Source organism: Ureibacillus chungkukjangi (assembly GCF_003217295.1).
Lineage (GTDB): Bacteria > Bacillota > Bacilli > Bacillales_A > Planococcaceae > Ureibacillus > Ureibacillus chungkukjangi.
This window is the reverse complement of record NZ_QJTJ01000014.1, coordinates 42,025-61,832: the sequence shown is the minus strand read 5'-3', so window position 1 is coordinate 61,832 and position 19,808 is coordinate 42,025. Positions and strand designations below refer to the sequence as shown.

At 37.1% G+C, this 19,808-nt stretch carries 16 protein-coding genes; 9 read left to right on the top strand and 7 right to left on the bottom strand.

The features are described 5' to 3' along the window. Positions 1 to 173: 173 nt before the first annotated feature. Together BJ095_RS11360 and BJ095_RS11355 are read left to right on the top strand one after the other, a co-directional pair. Positions 174 to 2,540 carry a polyprenyl synthetase family protein gene (locus tag BJ095_RS11360; protein WP_107935274.1) on the top strand — a complete coding sequence of 789 codons (2,367 nt, stop codon included), beginning with the start codon at positions 174 to 176 and terminating at the stop codon, positions 2,538 to 2,540. Positions 2,541 to 2,682: 142 nt separating this feature from the next. Then, positions 2,683 to 4,068, top strand: a complete 1,386-nt coding sequence (locus BJ095_RS11355; RefSeq protein ID WP_107935273.1) for a class II fumarate hydratase — start codon at positions 2,683 to 2,685, stop codon at positions 4,066 to 4,068. 314 nt (positions 4,069 to 4,382) lie between these two features. Here BJ095_RS11355 and BJ095_RS11350 read toward each other — a convergent pair whose 3' ends face one another. The 4 genes from BJ095_RS11350 to BJ095_RS11335 all read right to left on the bottom strand — a co-directional run bounded on the left by BJ095_RS11350 (position 4,383) and on the right by BJ095_RS11335 (position 6,765). Beyond that, entirely contained in the window at positions 4,383 to 5,300 is a 918-nt protein-coding gene (locus BJ095_RS11350; protein ID WP_328588996.1) for a DMT family transporter, read from the bottom strand. 122 nt (positions 5,301 to 5,422) lie between these two features. After that, on the bottom strand, positions 5,423 to 5,992 hold the full coding sequence (locus BJ095_RS11345) for a manganese catalase family protein (protein ID WP_107935271.1): 570 nt from the start codon (positions 5,990 to 5,992) through the stop codon (positions 5,423 to 5,425). A gap of 292 nt (positions 5,993 to 6,284) precedes the next feature. Further along, complete coding sequence (locus tag BJ095_RS11340; protein ID WP_107935270.1) at positions 6,285 to 6,548, bottom strand: spore coat protein CotJB; 264 nt, start codon at positions 6,546 to 6,548, stop codon at positions 6,285 to 6,287. Next, a complete protein-coding gene (locus BJ095_RS11335) occupies positions 6,541 to 6,765 on the bottom strand; it encodes a spore coat associated protein CotJA (protein WP_107935269.1) in 225 nt (74 codons plus the stop codon). The genes BJ095_RS11340 and BJ095_RS11335 overlap by 8 nt, the downstream gene beginning before the upstream one ends. Before the next feature lie 335 nt (positions 6,766 to 7,100). Here BJ095_RS11335 and BJ095_RS11330 point away from each other — a divergent pair, with 335 nt between their 5' ends. From BJ095_RS11330 to BJ095_RS11320, 3 genes are all read left to right on the top strand, one after another. Beyond that, complete coding sequence (locus tag BJ095_RS11330) at positions 7,101 to 9,011, top strand: PrkA family serine protein kinase (protein WP_282433276.1); 1,911 nt, start codon at positions 7,101 to 7,103, stop codon at positions 9,009 to 9,011. Positions 9,012 to 9,249: 238 nt separating this feature from the next. Then, on the top strand, positions 9,250 to 10,419 hold the full coding sequence (yhbH, locus tag BJ095_RS11325) for a sporulation protein YhbH (protein ID WP_107935268.1): 1,170 nt from the start codon (positions 9,250 to 9,252) through the stop codon (positions 10,417 to 10,419). A 101-nt stretch (positions 10,420 to 10,520) separates the two neighbouring features. Further along, entirely contained in the window at positions 10,521 to 11,921 is a 1,401-nt protein-coding gene (locus BJ095_RS11320) for a SpoVR family protein (RefSeq protein WP_282433275.1), read from the top strand. A gap of 79 nt (positions 11,922 to 12,000) precedes the next feature. Here BJ095_RS11320 and BJ095_RS11315 read toward each other — a convergent pair whose 3' ends face one another. Next, entirely contained in the window at positions 12,001 to 13,623 is a 1,623-nt protein-coding gene (locus tag BJ095_RS11315) for a catalase (protein ID WP_107935266.1), read from the bottom strand. 211 nt (positions 13,624 to 13,834) lie between these two features. Between BJ095_RS11315 and BJ095_RS11310 the strand changes: the two genes are divergently transcribed. Continuing rightward, a complete protein-coding gene (locus BJ095_RS11310; protein WP_107935265.1) occupies positions 13,835 to 14,659 on the top strand; it encodes a manganese catalase family protein in 825 nt (274 codons plus the stop codon). 56 nt (positions 14,660 to 14,715) lie between these two features. Here the strand turns inward: BJ095_RS11310 and BJ095_RS11305 are convergent, their stop codons facing one another. Continuing rightward, positions 14,716 to 16,404: a ribonuclease J gene (locus BJ095_RS11305; protein ID WP_404427232.1), complete on the bottom strand. Its 1,689-nt coding sequence runs from the start codon at positions 16,402 to 16,404 to the stop codon at positions 14,716 to 14,718. 256 nt (positions 16,405 to 16,660) lie between these two features. Between BJ095_RS11305 and BJ095_RS11300 the strand changes: the two genes are divergently transcribed. The 3 genes from BJ095_RS11300 (at position 16,661) to BJ095_RS11290 (ending at position 19,174) form a co-directional block, all read left to right on the top strand. Further along, complete coding sequence (locus BJ095_RS11300; protein ID WP_107935263.1) at positions 16,661 to 17,356, top strand: hypothetical protein; 696 nt, start codon at positions 16,661 to 16,663, stop codon at positions 17,354 to 17,356. 99 nt (positions 17,357 to 17,455) lie between these two features. Then, positions 17,456 to 18,166, top strand: coding sequence for an MBL fold metallo-hydrolase (locus BJ095_RS11295; protein ID WP_107935262.1), 711 nt, complete (start codon positions 17,456 to 17,458; stop codon positions 18,164 to 18,166). A gap of 126 nt (positions 18,167 to 18,292) precedes the next feature. Continuing rightward, complete coding sequence (locus tag BJ095_RS11290; RefSeq protein ID WP_107935261.1) at positions 18,293 to 19,174, top strand: DMT family transporter; 882 nt, start codon at positions 18,293 to 18,295, stop codon at positions 19,172 to 19,174. 46 nt (positions 19,175 to 19,220) lie between these two features. On the opposite strand, the gene BJ095_RS11285 is transcribed toward BJ095_RS11290, so the two are convergent. Next, positions 19,221 to 19,793: a YitT family protein gene (locus tag BJ095_RS11285; protein WP_107935260.1), complete on the bottom strand. Its 573-nt coding sequence runs from the start codon at positions 19,791 to 19,793 to the stop codon at positions 19,221 to 19,223. Between the last annotated feature and the right edge of the window lie 15 nt (positions 19,794 to 19,808).

Here is a 19,808-nt window from a genome sequence, read left to right as displayed (position 1 = left end):
TGATGTTGGAATTTCATCCATTTTATTAGTTGTTTATACATAAGGGTATTTAGATGCCTTGACTAGAATATTATTTAATTACATATATATAATGATTTATCAGAGCAAGTCAGCAGTAGAAAGGGAAGTGCTTCACTTCTACCTAAAAAAGAGTAAAAGGCAAGGGTGAAAAAATGAAAGAAGTGATAAATGCTGATCAAAGCTATCAGCAAGTGGAAGAACAAGCAAGACACTATTTTCAGCTGCTGAATGAGCAGGTGACTAAAAAGAGTTATATCCCGAAATTAGTTGATGATTTTCAAAAGTGGAAAGTCAATCACATCCATCATCCTTCCTTTTTTTCATTTTTTTCTTCGAAACAGAAAAAGCCGAGTTCAAAAGAAACGATGCATTATATTAAATGGCTAGATTATACAAATAAATTAGAGGATTATTTAAAACGAAGTATCTCCTATATTTATTTACGTGATTTGGGTAAGACACTTGAAGATCAAGACACACAGTCTAAGATTGATCAGGTAGTTGGAGATTTAAAGGGAAGTCTTATCGATTCGACAAAGAATGAAAAAAAGGAATTGTTTGGCTTTGACTGGATTATTCAAAAGGGGAAGAAGGAACAAATCCTTTTAACAGTGGATTGGATGCTAAGTAAATTAAATACAGTATCTGCAAATATTCCAGAAGAGTTAGATGCAGCGAATGCCCAGCGAAAGCTTATAAAAATTATTGCAGGAGTATTGATGCATACGATCGATGCGATGGAGGAGGATATTTCTCCGAGCGAACGAAGAGAGAAGCTCGATAAAGCAATACGTCTAGGCTACTGCTATGGTTTAACATATCCCTTTATCGATGATCTGCTTGATTCTGATTTATTGTCTAAAATAGAGAAGGAACAGTTCTCCCAGCTCATTCGTACTTCACTATTAACAGGTAAGGTTCCGCCATTAGGCAGTGAATGGAGTGAGGCTACACTACAATTTTTAGCTTATATTCATACAGAGCTAAAAGAAGCGTTTGAATATATTCAAACTCAGCAATCCTCAAGCAAGTTTTTCGAGCAAGCTTATGTATTTTTTCATTCTCAAGAAATAGATCGACAAAAGGAACTGTCCAACAAAACCTATACCAATGAGGAGCTGTTTGTTCCGATTATCTTAAAATCCTCATCTTCAAGATTAGTGGCACGTTCAGTTATACAAGAAACTGAAGATGACGATGGATTTGAACAACGAACATTTTTATATGGAATTTACAACCAATTAGCAGATGACTTTGCGGATATGTTTGATGATTTAAAGGTAGGTGCTGTAACGCCATATACGTATTACATTCAGCATCAGCAGCATCGTAATGATTTGATTAATCCCTTTGAGATGTATTGGGCAGTTATTTCAAATTTGATTCATAATGTCTATCATTCGCATAGTGAGACCCGTGAAGTAATTTTAAATAGAGCTATTAATGGACTGAAACGATTTAAAGAAAAGCATGGTAAGAAAAAGTATGAAGAGGTTATGAAGCAATTTGCATCTGGCTTTCCTGAGTTCAATGCCATTCTACAAAAAATGGTTGAAAAAGGCGATGATGTAGACTTCTTCGATAAGCTACTACGAGATCATATGGTAGACCATTTCAAAATCCAACGAGCTGAAAAAGAAGCATTTAAAGAGAAAATACAGATAGTGAAAGAAATGGTTAATCAAGAGCTTTTAATCACCCCAGATTTAGATGCAGAGTTTCAACAGGATCTTGTTTTGGAGGCGGCAAATTATAGTTTGACAGGTGAGGGGAAAAGGCTAAGACCCATTATGGCTTGGTTTGTCGGAGTTGAAATGTATGGTTTAGAAGAGGTGAGTCTACTTCCTCTTTTTAAGTCTTTAGAATACATGCATACGGCCTCTCTAATTTTTGATGATTTGCCTTCACAGGATAATGCCTCCTATAGACGAGGTCGACCAACTGTTCATGAAATGTATAATGTTGCAATAGGGGAACTGACGGGTTTATTCCTAACGCAAAAGGCCATTGAACAGCAGACCTTACTAGAAAAGTTCGATTCAAAAACTGTACTTGAATTAGTTCGCTACTCTGCGCAAGTTACTGCTAATATTTGTAAGGGGCAAGTCATGGATTTGGAATCAAAGGGCAGAAGATTTTCTAAGGATGAGCTTGAAACCATGTGTTTTTATAAGACAGCTCTAGGCTTTGAAGCAGCTCTTGTAATGCCAGCGATTTTAGCAAAAGCAAATGAAAAAGAAATGAATGCTTTAAAGAAATTTTCTCGCCATGCAGGAATTGCCTTTCAAATAAAGGATGACCTATTGGATAGTGAAGGGAATTTTGAGAATCTAGGTAAATCAGCAAGAATGGATTTAGAAAATGAAACCTCAACCTTTGTGACGATTCTAGGAATAGAGGGTGCTAAAAATGAAATGTGGGAGCATTATTGTTTAGCGATTGAAGCGCTAGAGTCAATTCCGCAGAATGCGTCCTTTTTAAAGCTCTTTTTAAATAATATTGTACATCGTGATCGATAGAGTGAGTGGTCATGAATACTATCAATTTAGCTCGAGAAGAAATTTTCTCGGGCTTTTTTATGTGATTTGTAGGTTGTCGTTTAGTACAACAAGTCAATGGCAACCATGTAGTTAAAACAATGACTAAGGTTTGGGAGGCAATATGAATACTTCAAAACAATTCCGTATAGAGCATGATTCAATTGGTGAGGTAAAGGTTCCAAAAAATATGTATTATGGTGCTCAAACTCAGAGAGCCTTGGATAATTTTCAGATAAGCGGGACAAGGCTACAGCATTCGATCATAAAGGCACAGGGAATTATTAAAGCTTCAGCAGCAATGGCGAATATGAAAAATGGGCAGTTAGATGAGGAAATGGGAAGGGCGATAATTCAAGCAGCTGAAGAAGTAACAATAGGCAAATGGGACAATCATTTTGTAGTAGACGTCTATCAAGCTGGTGCAGGTACTTCTCAAAATATGAATGTCAATGAAGTCATTGCAAATCGAGCTTCTGAAATTTTAGGAGGATCTATCGAGTCAAAGCTTGTTCATCCAAATGATCATGTCAATATGTCCCAATCGACCAATGATACATTTCACTCTGCCTTTAATATGGCAGCTGCAGAAGGGTTAGTTAATAATCTCATCCCTGCAATTACAAAGCTAGTAGAAGCGTTAAAAAAGAAGTCTGAAGAATTAATGCCGATTGTTAAGTCTGGACGAACACATTTGCATGATGCAATTCCGATTCGTTTAGGTCAGGAGTTTTCTGGTTATGCCGAAACAATCGCACATACTCTAAAGCAGCTGGAGGGAAATTTAGATACATTATATGAAATCGGACTTGGCGGGCAAGCGATTGGAACGGAATTTAACCTCCATCCCAAATATATCCCTAATGTAATGGATGAGGTTTGTAAGAGAACAAAATTACCATTCCGTTCCCCACAAAATATGTTTGCCTTTACACAAAATCCTAGAGCAGCTATTCGTACAATGCTGACACTGAAAGAATTAGCTGTGCACCTTATTAAGATTACAAGTGATTTACGTTTACTCAGTTCAGGACCGAGAACAGGTTTTGCAGAAATTTCATTACCATCAGTACAGCCTGGTTCTACGATAATGCCTGGAAAAGTAAATCCTGCCATTTTAGAAATGGTGCATATGGTGAGCTGTCAAATCATTGGCTATGAAGCCGCAATGGCTACAGCAGGAATTGCTGGTCAGCTGGAGATTAATGTCATGATGCCTGTGATGGCTTTTACTTTAATTCATTCAATTGATTTACTAACAAATGCCATAACAACTCTTGTAACAAAGTGCATTGATGGAATTGAAGGAAATGTAGAAAAATGCAGAGAGCATATGGAGAATAGTCTTGCTTTAGTAACTGGGTTAAGCTCTTCTATGGGCTATGATTTGGCATCTCAAATTGGCATGCAGGCAGATGAAGAAAATAAATCATTAGAGCAGGTATTAAAGGAGAAGGGACTATTAACAAAGGAAACAATGTCGGCAATCGATCCAAATAGTATGGTGTGATTGGGGGAAGAGTTCGGGCTCTGCTGCTGTTCGAGTGTGGGGAGGGAGCGGGAGTGGAAATAACGGAGGAATTTCCTTTTAAGTCGAAAAATATCCATATTTTCTTTAAAATAAAGGAAGTTTTTTCGGTTATATTGACCAAATTCTTTTATTTTGGCTTATTTTGAGGAGATAACAGGAAAAACTCCTCTTATTTCGGCTCTAAAGCCACCATTCCATACATTAGCGGAAAATGCTCCGTTTATTAAAAAAAGTATGGCGATTCCGTTATGCAGAATCGCCACTTTTTTTCACCTCAAACGGAGAACCTATATTTATAGAGTAGGCTTAATTTCCTTTTGAATAGTCTGTTGATTTTTACCATAGAAGTTAACGAGGATAACACTAGAAATGGCAATAATTCCACCTATGATTGAAATGGACTTCGGAAGCTCACTTAACCAAATCCATGCCACGATAATCGCAATTACTGGTTCCAGATATAGAACTGTGGAGATGGAGCTTGCTTTTGATTGGGATAATGCATAAGCCCACGTTAAATAAGCGATGGCCGTTGGGAAAACCCCGATATAGATTGCCGTTATGTTCACTTCAACGGGTACTGTTTGAATTGCTTCTAGTAAACCAGGTGCAAAAATAAGAAATGGTATCGTACCTGCCCAAGTAAAATAGGCTGTTAACTCGACAGCTGAATATTTTTTAAACAAAGGCTTTTGATAAACGAAAAAGATTGAGGTTGCGATAGCCGCAAGTATAGTTAAAAATACACCGGGAGCAATACCGAAAGTTGTATCACCAGAACCGATAGCAATTAACGAGATCCCAGCAAATCCAAAGGCTAGTCCAATCCATCCCATTTTACTAAGTTGTTCCTTTAGGATAAGAATTGCAAAGATTGTTGTGAAAATAGGTCCAGAACCGATTAACATTCCGGATGTACCAGCACTGATTGTTAACTGTCCAAAGGTTGCACAAATATGATAGCCACTAATGCCGACAATTCCTAAGAGTACAATTTTCCAAATATCTTGTTTCTCTGGTAAACGGAATTTCATATTAGGTATACGGGCAATAATAGCAAAAATTAATGAAGCTACTACAAAACGAAATAACAGTAGATGTCCTGCTGAAAAGCCACCCTGCAGACTAAAGCTATTCGCTGCAAAGGTTGAACCCCAGATGAGAACAGTAAAGAGCCCTAATAATAAAGCTTTTGAATTCAACTTGTTCACCAATCTTTCTATTAGAATCAATAGAAACTATCTTCTCATGATATTAGATAGATTAGCAAGAACAAATTAAAAGGTTTACTAGCCAAAAAAACCCTCCTGCATTTTGCAAGAGGGAGGAAGGATTAGAAGAATTTCTTTTGATTTTGTTCGTCTTTCAAGATTTCAACCGCTTCTCTAAATCTCATGGAATGTACAACTTCTCTTTCTCGCAAGAACCTTAATCCGTCGTTGATATCCGGATCATCTGAAATATCGATTAACCATTGATAAGTTGCGCGAGCTTTTTCTTCGGCTGCAATATCTTCATAAAGATCGGCAATAGGATCACCTTTTGCTTGGATATAAGATGCGGTCCACGGAACACCAGCGGCATTGTGATAAAATAATGCTTTATCATGATTGACATAATGGTCGCCAATTCCGGCAGCCACCATCTGTTCTGGCGTCGCATCCTTAGTTAGTTTATAAATCATTGTAGCAATCATTTCCAGATGAGAGAATTCTTCCATAGCGATATCGTTCAGTAAACCAATTACCTTATCCGGAATTGTATAACGCTGGTTCATATATCGAAGAGCGGCTGCTAATTCCCCATCAGCCCCACCATATTGTTCAATTAAAAACTTCGCAAGCATGGGATTACACGTGCTGACCCTAACAGGATATTGCAATTTCTTTTCATAATAAAACATTCTTTTTTCCTCCCCCCACATTCCTTCAAATTAAGTGCCGACAGCGCCACATGGACGTGGCGCTTTTGTCGGCCAGTTTATTTCACGGCTGAGCGAGCCCGTTCAGGCCCACACGATGTGGGTCACTCAGCCTTTGCGAGCGTGTGTAGCGCTTTTAGGCTGATTTCCTCATGATGTCTAGTTGCGAACGCTAGCTCTTCGACAACTTCGATGGCTTCTGCAATGACAAAGAGCGTCCTTACAGAAACCCCCTCCAGTTGTTGTCAGAGCTGAACGAGCGTTCTCCACTTTTCTATACTTGCCATGGCCAGGGTGAGTCGTCGATATTCCATGGATAATTCGAGTAGCTTCGTCCAAAATTCATTAATGGATGAAATTTCTTTTCGAATTCTACTTTTAATTGCATGCTCAGTTTGGCGGTTTCGTTAAATTGTTGAATAGCATCAAAGTCATGATTATGGGTATCTAAATAGAGGTTTAATTCCACTAGTACAAAATCTAACGCCTGAATTTCTTCTAGACATTGATAATACTCTGGTGGCATTTGTTTAGCCATGCGGATTGCCTCCTTTTTGTGGATCTGGATATGGGCTATATAGCTGAGGCCAAAGAGTACCGGCCATTAGTGCTTCTTGTGGTGTGAATTGTGGAAGTCCTGGTGGTTGAAAATTCATATACAGTTGCGGAGGGGTACTGTAACTTTTTACGCGTATTGGTTTACAAGGATCAAAAGGGCCAACGAAGGGTTTCCAATACTTAAACTGAGTAAACATAAGATCCTCCTTTCAATATCGCAGACAAGATTGGTAATCCTTCTTATCTACAAAGGACAACTAAGGCTTATTTGTTGAACAATGCTATCGATAAGCCTAGTATCTAACAACCTATATGTATGAGTACCATGATTAAAATATTCCGAAAACTATACAACTAATGAGGAGGATTAATTTTTGATACTGCATATGCTTTTCGTGGAGCGAAGTTCTTATATTTTCTAAGGTTCAAAAGACTTTTCCTATTTAATATCCTAGAACCAATAAAATTATAATAAAAAGTATTCGGTATCATTGAAGGACTCGCTTCATACATTTATAAAAACCCACCCTGAATGGAGGTAATAATCATCGATATTTTAAGCAGGGTTAGAAGTTATAAAGAAGAAGTGGATAGTCTGAAATGGGAAGGTACATTTGAAGAATACCTAGGTATTATTAAAGAAAGACCAGAAGTTGCTCAAACTGCTCATTCACGTGTCTACAATATGATTAAGAGTTCTGGAGTAGAGGAAAGAGACGGTAAGAAAATGTACCAATTCTTTGGAAAAGAAATTTTCGGCCTTGAAACAGCATTAGAAAGATTAGTGGAGGAATACTTCCACCCAGCAGCTAGAAGATTAGACGTACGTAAGAGGATTTTATTATTAATGGGACCTGTAAGTGGAGGGAAGTCTACAATTGTTACCTTACTTAAGCGTGGATTAGAGCATTATTCTCGGACAGATGAGGGTGCAGTATATGCCATAAAAGGCTGTCCAATGCATGAAGACCCCCTTCATCTAATTCCCCAGCACCTAAGAGAAGACTTCTTTAAAGAGTATGGAATTCGTATTGAGGGAAGCTTATCTCCATTAAATACAATGCGCCTTGAGCAAGAATATGGTGGTCATGTTGAAGATGTCTTGATTGAACGTATCTTTTTCTCAGAGGATAAACGTGTTGGGATTGGTACATTTACACCTTCGGATCCAAAATCACAGGACATTGCTGATTTAACAGGTAGTATTGATTTCTCGACAATTGCTGAATATGGATCAGAATCAGATCCACGTGCTTATCGATTTGATGGGGAGTTAAATAAGGCAAACCGTGGAATGATGGAGTTCCAGGAAATGCTGAAGCTTGATGAAAAGTTCTTATGGCATTTACTATCCTTAACGCAAGAAGGAAACTTCAAAGCGGGCCGTTTTGCGCTCATTAGTGCAGACGAGCTAATCGTCGCCCATACAAACGAAACCGAGTACCGTACATTCATTTCAAACAAAAAGAATGAGGCATTACATTCACGTATTATCGTGATGCCGATTCCTTATAACTTAAAGGTAAGTGAAGAGGAGCGTATTTACGCAAAAATGATTAGTGAGAGTGATATGGCACATGTTCATATTGCGCCACACGCACTCCGAGCTGCTGCTATCTTCTCTGTTTTAACAAGACTGGAAATTCCGAAAAAGCAAGGCATTGACCTTGTTAAGAAAATGCGACTTTATGATGGAGAAAGTGTTGAAGGCTTTAATTCGGTAGATGTGGAGGAATTGAAAAAAGAGCATCAAAACGAAGGTATGAATGGTATTGATCCTCGTTATGTCATTAATCGAATTTCCTCAGCGATTATTCGTAAAGAAGTCCCATCTATCAATGCGTTAGACGTTTTACGTTCATTAAAAGAGGGGCTGGATCAGCACGCATCGATATCAGAAGAAGATCGCGAAAAGTACATGAATTACATTGCCATTGCAAGGAAAGAGTACGATGAAATTGCGAAGAACGAAGTACAAAAAGCCTTTGTTTATTCTTATGAAGAGTCTGCAAAGCATTTAATGAATAACTATCTTGATAATGTTGAAGCCTTCTGTAACAAAAATAAGCTTCGTGATCCGATTACAGGAGAAGAAATGAATCCGGATGAAAAACTGATGCGATCTATTGAGGAACAAATCGGAATTTCTGAAAATGCGAAACGTGCCTTCCGTGAAGAGATTTTAATCAGGCTTTCTGCATTTGCTCGTAAAGGAAAACGATTTGACTATAATTCTCATGAAAGATTAAGAGAAGCCATCCAGAAAAAGCTGTTTGCAGATTTAAAGGATGTAGTGAAAATTACGACTTCCTCTACAACACCTGATGAGTCACAGCTTAAAAAGATAAATGAGGTTGTTGCAAGATTGATTGATAAGCATGGGTATGACTCCAACTCAGCCAACGAATTATTAAGATATGTAGGAAGTTTACTAAATAGATAGTTAATAGAAGGAATATATTGAAAGGAGTGTCCATAAAATTTAGGACACTCATTTTTTTATCTTTAATTAGAATTGGTCGTAAGAAGAGATAAATATTGGGTTATTAGAATAATTTGTATTAAAGAAGAATTTATTGAGTAAAGCAGTGTAATTTGTCAGAAAATTCGCATATTATAAGAAAAGTGATTTTCCTTTGTAATTGGATAATGAAACTTTATCAAAGATGGGTGAGGATAACATGAGTGAAAATCAGAATCGAAACTTTGTCGTCTCTCAGGAAAATTGGTCACTCCATCGTAAAGGGTACCAAGATCAACAACGGCATATGGATAAGGTAAAGGATGCAATTAAAAACAATTTGCCAGACCTGATTAGTGAAGAAAGTATAATCATGTCAAATGGTAAAGAGGTTATTAAAATACCAATTCGTTCATTAGATGAGTATAAGATTCGTTATAACTATGGTAAATCAAAGCATGTTGGTCAAGGACAAGGCGATAGCCAAGTTGGTGATGTGGTTGCCCGTGATGGAAAGCCAGGAAATCAGCAAGCACAGGGTCAAGGAAAGAAAGCTGGGGATCAGCCTGGTGATGATTACTATGAAGCAGAGGTAAACCTGGAAGACGTTCAAAGTATGTTATTCAAAGAATTAGAGCTGCCTAATTTACAAAGAAAAGAAACAGCAGATATTTCTACAGAAAAGATTGAGTTTAATGATATCCGTAAAAAAGGGCTAATGGGTAATATTGATAAGAAAAGAACGATTTTAACGGCTATTAAAAGAAATGCCATGAAAGGGAAGGCTGAAATTGCCCCTATTCATAATGATGATCTACGTTTTAAAACCTGGGATGAAGTACAGAAGCCTGAAACCAAAGCCGTTGTGCTAGCCATGATGGATACGAGTGGTTCTATGGGGAATTTTGAAAAATTCTGTGCAAGAAGCTTTTTCTTCTGGATGACTAGGTTTTTACGTACAAAGTACAAAACTGTTGAAATTGAATTTATCGCGCATCATACAGAAGCAAAAGTGGTAACGGAAGAAGAGTTTTTCACAAAGGGAGAAAGTGGAGGAACAATTTGTTCATCAGCTTATTCCAAGGCCTTAGAGCTTATCGAGCAAAAATATAATCCGGTTCGTTACAATATTTACCCCGTACATTTCTCAGATGGCGAGAACTTTTCAACAGATAATGAGAAATGCTTAAGACTGGTAAATGAACTTATTGAGCTGTCTAGTATGTTCGGATATGGTGAGGTTAACCCAAATAATCGGTATTCCTCATTGATGTCAACGTTTAAGAAAATTGATAATCCAAAGTTCCGTCATTATGTCTTAAGGCAGAAGAAGGATGTGTACGATACACTGAAAAGCTTCTTCCAAAAGCGTGATGAGACGACTGTTTAAGGAATAGTATTTGTAGCATGTTTGACACCGAAATCAGTATACGAAAAACATCGATATTCACTTTTGGTGAAAATCGTGTTTTTCTATTGGGGGGAGAAAAGGTGGAAAAAGAACTTCATAAAGCGATTGAGGATATAAATGAAATTGCCATAGGGTTTGGCTTAGATTTCTTTCCAATGCATTATGAAATTTGCCCAGCAGAAATTATTTATACTATTGGTGCATATGGAATGCCGACTCGTTTTTCGCACTGGAGCTTCGGAAAGCAATTTCATAAGATGAAGCTGCAATATGATTTAGGCTTGAGCCAAATTTATGAATTGGTTATTAACTCAAATCCTTGCTATGCATTCTTACTCGATACGAATACATTAACGCAAAATAAGCTCATTATCGCTCATGTTTTAGCACACTGTGATTTTTTCAAAAATAATGTGCGCTTCTCTAATACAAGAAGAGATATGGTTGAAAGTATGACGGCAACGGCAGATCGAATTGCTAGCTATGAGCGTCTCTATGGAAAAGAAGAAGTTGAACAATTTTTAGATGCAATTTTAGCTATTCAAGAACATATTGATCCTTCCTTAGTAAGACCGAAATTGCTAGAATACGAGGATGAATTAGATGAGAACGAAATTGTTGTAGCAAAAACTCCTTATGATGACCTATGGGATTTAGACAAAAAAGAGGCACCAAGGTCGCCAGTTCGCTATAAAAAGAAAAAGTTCCCACCGAAGCCTGAAAAGGATATTCTTCTTTTCATAGAAATGCATAGTCGTGAGCTTGAAGAGTGGCAACGTGATATTTTAACGATGATGCGTGAGGAAATGTTATATTTCTGGCCACAGCTTGAAACGAAAATAATGAATGAGGGCTGGGCATCTTATTGGCACCAACGTATTATGAGAGAATTAAATCTTACAACAGATGAAACGATTGAATATGCAAAACTAAATGCGGGCGTTGTGCAGCCATCTAAGACGTCCATTAATCCATATTATTTAGGGTTGAAAATTTTTGAGGATATCGAAAGACGGTACGATAACCCTACACCTGAAATGATTAAAATGGGGGTGAAACCTGGCTCGGGAAGGGAAAAAATCTTTGAAGTACGTGAAATCGAATCTGATATTTCCTTTATCCGAAATTATTTAACTAAAGAGCTAGTCGACCAAGAGGATATGTACTTGTTCGAAAAAAAGGGTACTGATTACAAGATTACTGATAAGGATTATCGAAATGTACGAGATCAGCTTATATCTATGCGTGTAAATGGCGGCTTCCCATATATTGTTGTTGATAATGGGGACTACCTCCGAAACGGTGAGATGTACTTAAAGCATGGTTTTGAGGGGATGGAATTAGATCCGCATTACTTAGAACAAGTATTACCTTATATCTATCAGCTATGGGGACGCCCAGTCCATATAGAAACCTATGTGGAAAACAAACCAGTGCTTTATACGTACGATGGGAAAAGGAATTATAGAAAGGCATTATAATAACAAAAGTCAGTTAAGATTCGACGAACACATATAAAAAGCCCGTGAATTTGTTTATTCACGGGCTTTTGACTATGCATTAATAAGGATCTGCTTCGTGTCCTTTGTTTACAGCGTCATCCACTGCTTTATCTGCATTTTTAGCACCAAGTGGATGTGGACTAAAGTTTGGATCTTCTTTTTTCATTTCTTCTGTTTTTGCAACGATGCCTTCACGTAAGCGGCGGCCATATTCTTCGTCGGCTTGTTCTGCAAGGGCAATCATTTTATCTTGAATATCCTTTGGACAAATAACTAAATCGTTCACCAAGTTGCTTAGGAGCTCGTCCTTCTCCCATTGCTCGAAGTTGCGATAAGTTTCGCCGGCTTGTTTTGTATTATCGTTACGGTCAATCGATTCACGGACTAAGTTGCCTTCCACTTGAGGCGTATGCTCTTTTCCAGCCTGCTCAGCTTCTTTTAAACCACCCATACTAGAAGGTTCATAGTTAATATGAGGATTTTGACCAGGAGCTTTATCGTTATAATAACGTAATTGGCCACCCTCTTGGTTTGTTGCAACACGTTTTTTGGCAGCGTTGATTGGCAATTGTAGATAGTTCGCTCCTACGCGGTAACGTTGCGTATCTGAGTAAGAGAATGTACGACCTTGTAGCATTTTATCGTCAGAGAAATCTAATCCATCAACAAGTACCCCAGTACCAAACGCAACCTGTTCTACTTCGTTAAAGAAGTTTTCAGGATTTTTATTTAATACCATGCGTCCAACTGGCAGCCATGGGAACTGATCATTTGGCCATAATTTTGTATCATCCAGTGGGTCAAAATCTAGCTCAGGATGTGGGCCATCCTCCATAATTTGAACGAGTAGCTCCCATTCAGGATAATCGCCTTTTTCAATTGCTTCATATAAATCCTGTGTAGCATGGTTGAAGTTTTTACCTTGAATCTCTTCAGCTTCTTTGGTAGTTAAGTTTTTGATACCTTGCTTGGGCTCCCAGTGGTATTTTACTAGAACGGCTTTACCTTCTTGGTTTACCCATTTATAGGTGTTAACTCCAGAACCCTGCATCATTCGATAGTTTGCAGGAATACCCCATGGCGAGTAAACAAATGTAACCATATGGAAAGACTCAGGAGAATTTGCACAGAAGTCAAAGAAACGACGAGCATCCTGAATATTTGTTACTGGGTCTGGGCGGAAGGCATGAATCATATCTGGGAACTTCATAGCATCACGGATAAAGAAGATTTTTAAGTTGTTACCAACTAAATCCCAGTTTCCGTCTTCTGTATAAAATTTTACAGCGAACCCGCGTGGATCACGTAGTGTCTCAGGAGAGTGCAAACCATGTACTACTGATGAGAAACGAACGAATACTGGAGTTTGTTTTCCTTTTTCCTGGAATAATTTTGCTCGAGTATATTTTGAAGCAGGGTCATCGCCAACTGTACCGTATGCTTCAAAGTATCCATGTGCACCAGAACCACGAGCATGCACAATACGCTCAGGTACTTTTTCACGATCGAAATGACTAATCTTTTCGATGAAATCATAATTTTCTAAAGTAGCAGGACCACGATTTCCTACTGTACGGATATTTTGATTATTTGTGATCGGATGGCCTTGTCTGTTGGTTAATGTTGCATCATCTTCATAATTTGTGTCAAATTTCCCTTTGTTTGAAGGGTCTTTTTCCATGGGTATCATCCTTTCGATTCACTATCTGGATTAAGTTAAATTTATCCCTATAAATTTAGAAATAACCGCTACTATAATTCCCCATATAAATTAAAAGTATTCTTAAGAAATAATATTTTTTGTGTTTAAAAAGTGAACTTTGGTGATAATGATTATTAGCTTCGATTAATGTTTTTCGAAGTAAAATTTAATCATACTCAGGAGGTTATCAATGTTTCGACATCAAAAAGAACTGCAGTTTGAAGTGAAGGTTGAACGTCCAGATGCACTATTAGCAAGACAGGTTCAAGAATTGCTTGGCGGGCAATTTGGTGAAATGAGTGTTATGATGCAATACCTTTTCCAAGGCTTTAACTGCCGTGGGGAAGAGAAGTACAAGGATATGTTAATGGATATCGGTACTGAAGAAATTGGACATGTTGAAATGCTGTGTAACCTTATTAGTCAATTGCTAGATGGTATCTCCCCAGCAGAACAAATTGAGGCTGCAAAGGACCCGATGATTGCTGCAATCCTTGGTGGTACAAATCCTCAGCATTTAATAGTGAGTGGTTTAGGAGCTACACCTAGAGATTCAAATGGGGTTCCTTGGAATTCGGGATATATCGTTGCGAGTGGGAATTTACTTGCAGATTTCCGTTCTAATTTACATGCCGAATCTCAAGGACGATTACAGGTATCACGTGTATATGAAATGACAACTGACGAAAGCGTGCGTGCGGTTTTCCGTAAGATGTTAGCACGAGATCGCTACCACCAATACCAATGGATGGCAGCCATTTCAGAATTAGAGGAAAAGCATGGTATTGTGGCGCCAGCATCATTCCCACCAGAGGCGGAATTAGAGGCACAACCTCATGCTTATGAGTTCTGGAACTTATCTGAAGGGACACAATCTAGTGATGGACGCTGGGCTAAAGGAGCCGCGCAGGATGGTTCAGGTGAATTTGTTTACTTAGAAGATCCTAAAGCTCTTGGTCAAATTCCTAATCCGAATCTTCCTCACTTTTCTACACATAATGATATAAATGAATAAATAAATACGAAAGGCCAATAGTTACGTAATAAATACGGAACAATTGGCCCTTTTTATTAAATAGCAATAATAATTGGAAGAATCATTGGCTTTTTCTTTGTTTTTTCAAATAAGAAAATGCCCAATTCTTTTTTTATAGCTCGCTTCATACCCATAATATTAGGATCTTTAAATGGGTCTATCGTTCTTTTTACAACTTCAGTAATATTTTGTAATAACCCTTCAGAGTCCCTTGCATAGACAAATCCTCGAGAAATACAATCCGGATCTGAGATTCTCTTACCGTCTGATTTACTAATTGTAACAACGATAACTAGCATACCTTCTTCAGAAAGATGCTTACGGTCACGAAGAACAATTTCAACAATTTCATCGTCACCAACATTATCTACGTAAGTATCTCCAGCTGTTACTTTACGAGTTTGACGAGCTTCACCGTCACGAATATCAACCACATCACCATTTTTGATAATGAAGGTATTATTACGCTCAACCCCTACAGCCTCTGCAAGTAATCGGTGTATATGAAGCATACGGTATTCGCCATGAATTGGGATAAAGTATTTTGGCTTCATCAATGTAAGCATAAGCTTTAAATCTTCTTGATAACCATGTCCTGATACATGCATTCCCGTGATGCTTGAAGAACCATAAATAACCTTTGCTCCTAATTGGAACAGATTATCAACAATTCTCGAAACTCCTTTTTCATTGCCAGGAATAGGTGAAGCTGCAAAAATCACCGTGTCATCAGGTAACACACGAACATCTCGATTATTATTGGTGGATAGTTTTGATAGGGCGGCTAATGGTTCACCTTGGCTTCCTGTACATAGAACTACTACGCGATCAGGAGGATATTGTTTCACATCCCTAGCATCAATAAGCATCCAATCAGGAATTTCAACATATCCTCGTTCCTTAGCCACCTTCACAACATTCACCATACTACGGCCTAATAAGGCTAATTTTCGGTTTGTTTTAATCGTTGCATGAACGATTTGTTGTACACGGTTCACGTTTGAAGCAAAGGTCGAAATAATTATTTTTCCTGTAGCGTTTAAGAAGGCTTCCTCGATATGTGAGCCGACCTTACTTTCAGATGGTGTTGAGCCTGGTCGCTCTGCATTTGTACTTTCAGAAATAAGAGTAAGTACGCCTTCTTCACCAATCTTCGCCATTTTATGAATATCAGAATATTGGTCGTTAACAGGTGTTAAATCAAATTTAAAGTCACCAGTATGAACAACCTTTCCTTCAGGGGTATCGAAAACAATTCCTAAACAGTCCGGAATACTATGACTTGTTCTGAAGAAACTAGCTTTAATCTCACCAAAATCTAATTTGGATTCTGAGTGAATTTCAACCAAAGTAGATTCACGTAAAATTTTATGCTCCCGTAGCTTTAGCTCGATTAAACCAAGCGTAAACCTGGTTGCGTAGATTGGGATATTTAATTTTTTCAGGAAGTAGGGAATCCCACCAATGTGATCCTCATGACCGTGTGTTACAACTAGTCCACGAATTTTATGTTTGTTTTCTTGTAAATAGGAAACATCAGGAATGATTAAATTAATTCCTAGTAGCGACTCATCTGCAAATTTAGCACCACAGTCAACGATAACTAAATCCTTCTCAGATTCAATAACATACATATTTTTGCCGATTTCATTAATACCACCTAAAGCAAAAATAGAAAGTGTACTTTTACTAACAGACAAAATGACCCCTCTTTTCAACAACATTTACTAAATATAAGTATAGGTAGTTGCAAGTTGAACTATACGAAAAGTTATAAAGCACAGATTTGAATTTGAAGAAAATATAAATTCTATATAAAAACTATTAAAAATGAGAATGAAAAGAGAACTTCTCGAATAATATTTTATAACTACTAGAAACTTATATAAGTAGTTTTGAGAGACGAACCATCGTTTCACTTGTTTAGGTAATAGAGCTTTGTTTTTTTGACTACAAAACTATTTAAAAGGGGTGAGTAGGTTGTTTCAATTATTTTTATTATTATTAGAAGTTGTCTATCTTTTTTTAGCATTTAAATCAGGAAGTACACTATATTTAATCGTTGCAATAGTTTTAGGTGCGTGGTGGCTTTATGAGTTGAATAAGGATGTAAAAAAACGGAGTGAAGCATTATTAAATGAAACGGTTCAAAAAGTTGAACAGCACCCTCATACTCGCTATATTATTTCTCCTGATTATTTGAGTGCCTTAATGCTTGATGAATACTCCAATACTTTAAGAATTTTAGAAAGAGAACATACTGATGATGATTTTGATAAGAAGGAGTTCGATTTTGATGAGCTCTATGAAATAGCAATTGTCGAGGATGGAACTAATGTTGCTCTTACATCAAAGGGCGGTGTCCATGGTTGGTCCCTAATAGATGGGGGAGCAAAGGTAGATGTCCATGTAAATGAGATGGACGAATTACCTGAGAAGAAAGAAAAAGCAAAGGAGGTTAAAAAGCTCATACTTAAAATAGTGGTAGATGATTTATCAGACCCTATTGCGGAATATGTCTTTTTAGATAATGAACAAGAAATTCCAAAAGAGCTAGATGAGTATAAGGACATTTTTAAGGAATGCTCGAAATGGTATCAAAAAATTAGTGTAATTATTAAAAGACATGAGCATGAACGCAAAATCCAAGACGTTGCCATTAAAGGGTGGACTTAAAAAATATGAATAGGTACTTTAAACGGATTACAAATAATTTACAATATTTGTAGTCCGTTTCTTTTATAATATCTATATATACGGTTAAGGAGGAAGAGTTTGAGAATTACGAAATTTAATAATTTGTACCAGTTAACCCTGTGGCCAAAGTTCTTTCCTGTAAATTGTTATATTGTTGAAGAAGAAAAACATTTAGTATTAATCGATGCAGGAATGCCTGCAAGTTTTTCGGGAATTGTAAAATTGATTAAAGAGTTAAATAAGCCACTCGAAAAGATTGTTTTAACACATGCCCATGGCGATCATATTGGTTCGTTAAAACATATTAAGAGAATTTTCCCTGAAGCACAAGTTGCGATTTCTATCCGAGATAGTCGATTATTACAAGGAGATACATCGTTAGATGAAGGAGAACCACAAACACCCATAAAAGGCGGAGTACCAAAAGACTTAAAGTTAACGCCGGAAATCTATTTGAAAGAGGGGGATATGGTTAGTTCCCTTGAAGTAATAGAAACACCTGGTCATACACCGGGTTCAATTTCTCTTTGGAATAACAAAGATCAATCTGTCATCGTAGGAGATGCTTTTCAAACCCAAGGGAAAGTTGCTGTAAGTGGTCAACTTGTACCGCTATTTCCATTTCCAGCATTTGGAACATGGAATAAAGAGCAATCCTTTAATAGTGCCAAGAAAATTCAACAGCTATCACCAAAGCTTCTTGCAACAGGCCATGGAAAGGTAATATTAAATCCTAAAGAGATAATAACAAAAGCAGTTTCAATGGCAGAAGCGAACATTTTTAAATGAAAAAAGCTATGTTGAATTTACAATTTTGTACAGCTATTCGAACTAATAACTGTTTACTATTAAAGATTTATAATTTTCTAATTATCATATATTATTATACTAGCATACATAATATGGGAGGCAGTAATGCGAAAGTATATTGGTGAAATTATGCTGTGTATTACAGCAATTATTTGGGGAAGTGGCTTTGTAGTAAGTGCAATTGCTCTTGAGCATTACACGCCCTTTCAGATTCTAGCAGGTAGATTTTTAATAGGATTTCTTGTGTTAAGTTTAATTTTTTATAAAAAATTAAAGGTGTTAAATAAGGGGATTATTCTAAAAGGCTTGGTGTTAGGATTCTTTCTATATTTAGCCTTTGCATTACAAACAGTAGGGCTACAGTATACAACTCCTTCAAAAAATGCCTTTTTAACAGCTATTAATGTAGTTATTGTTCCTTTTATTGCCTTTTTCGCCTATAAAAGAAAAATCGATAAATTTGAATTAACTGGAGCTATTTTAGCAATTGTAGGTATTGGTTTTTTATCCCTTCAATTTTCAACTGATATAAATGTAGGGGATATTTTAACACTTGCTTGTGCAGTGGCCTTTGCCTATCAAATTTTTTATACTGCCAAATATGTAAAGGATGAAGATCCAATCACACTGACGATCGTACAAATGTTTTTTGCGGCAATTTTTTCGTGGATTGTTGTAATTTTCAAGGGAGAGGTAAGCTTTTCGTTTGAAGTTGAGGCTGTATCATCCATTTTATATTTAGCTATTTTCTCAACAACGCTAGCGTATCTATTCCAAACGATTGCACAAAAGTTTACAAATGAAACAAAAACAGCAATTATCCTTTCAACTGAAGCCTTATGGGGAATGATTTTCTCGGTAATTCTTTTAAGTGAATTTTTAACAACAAGAATGGTCGTTGGTGCTGTTTTAATTCTTTGTGCCATTATGATTTCAGAAACTAAATTATCCTTTTTAAAAAGGAAGAGTGTTGAAAAATTAACATGAACAAGAGCCGCCTTAAGGTTTAAGGCGGCTTTTGCTTTTAAAGAAATTATGTATGGCGCTTTGTTAGTACACTGGTCGTTATACCTACACAAAGAATGGTGACAATTGATAAAAGTAAGGTTTTCTGTGAAATGAAGATTCCACCTAAACAAACAACGGCTGCGTCTATGACGAAAATGACAATACCTACATTAATGAGTAATTTGTCTGAGATGAATTGAGCTAATAAGTCTGTGCCACCAGTACTTGTTTCAAAGCGCAGCATAAGGCCGATACCAATCCCAACAAAAATGCCACCTATTACGGAGCTAATCATAGGATCAATGTGGAGCAAGGTCCGCAACGGCTTAAAAAGGTCAATCATCACAGAGGAAATAAGTAACCCGTGTAAGCTATTAAAGAAATAGGGTTTATATTTAAACCAAGCAAGGACAAAAATCGGAATACTTAACACAATAATCATTAACCCAATTTTGAGCTTGAACAAATAATAAATAATTAATGAAAGCCCAATGATTCCACCGTCTAAAATTTCATAGGGGGTTAAAAAAACATTGATACCCAAGGACAAAAAGATACTTCCTACAATGATTGCTAAGCCTTTCTTAACAAATAGCATGCAATTCTCCTCACA

What these genes read in the sequence shown, in the direction of transcription:
- BJ095_RS11360 (WP_107935274.1), top strand. Translation starts at nt 174, where the DNA reads ATGAAAGAAGTGATAAATGCTGATCAAAGCTATCAGCAAGTGGAAGAA.
- BJ095_RS11355 (WP_107935273.1), top strand. Translation starts at nt 2,683, where the DNA reads ATGAATACTTCAAAACAATTCCGTATAGAGCATGATTCAATTGGTGAG.
- BJ095_RS11345 (WP_107935271.1), bottom strand. Translation starts at nt 5,992, where the DNA reads ATGTTTTATTATGAAAAGAAATTGCAATATCCTGTTAGGGTCAGCACG.
- BJ095_RS11340 (WP_107935270.1), bottom strand. Translation starts at nt 6,548, where the DNA reads ATGGCTAAACAAATGCCACCAGAGTATTATCAATGTCTAGAAGAAATT.
- BJ095_RS11335 (WP_107935269.1), bottom strand. Translation starts at nt 6,765, where the DNA reads ATGTTTACTCAGTTTAAGTATTGGAAACCCTTCGTTGGCCCTTTTGAT.
- BJ095_RS11330 (WP_282433276.1), top strand. Translation starts at nt 7,101, where the DNA reads ATGGAGGTAATAATCATCGATATTTTAAGCAGGGTTAGAAGTTATAAA.
- yhbH (WP_107935268.1), top strand. Translation starts at nt 9,250, where the DNA reads ATGAGTGAAAATCAGAATCGAAACTTTGTCGTCTCTCAGGAAAATTGG.
- BJ095_RS11315 (WP_107935266.1), bottom strand. Translation starts at nt 13,623, where the DNA reads ATGGAAAAAGACCCTTCAAACAAAGGGAAATTTGACACAAATTATGAA.
- BJ095_RS11310 (WP_107935265.1), top strand. Translation starts at nt 13,835, where the DNA reads ATGTTTCGACATCAAAAAGAACTGCAGTTTGAAGTGAAGGTTGAACGT.
- BJ095_RS11305 (WP_404427232.1), bottom strand. Translation starts at nt 16,404, where the DNA reads ATGTTGTTGAAAAGAGGGGTCATTTTGTCTGTTAGTAAAAGTACACTT.
- BJ095_RS11290 (WP_107935261.1), top strand. Translation starts at nt 18,293, where the DNA reads ATGCGAAAGTATATTGGTGAAATTATGCTGTGTATTACAGCAATTATT.
- BJ095_RS11285 (WP_107935260.1), bottom strand. Translation starts at nt 19,793, where the DNA reads ATGCTATTTGTTAAGAAAGGCTTAGCAATCATTGTAGGAAGTATCTTT.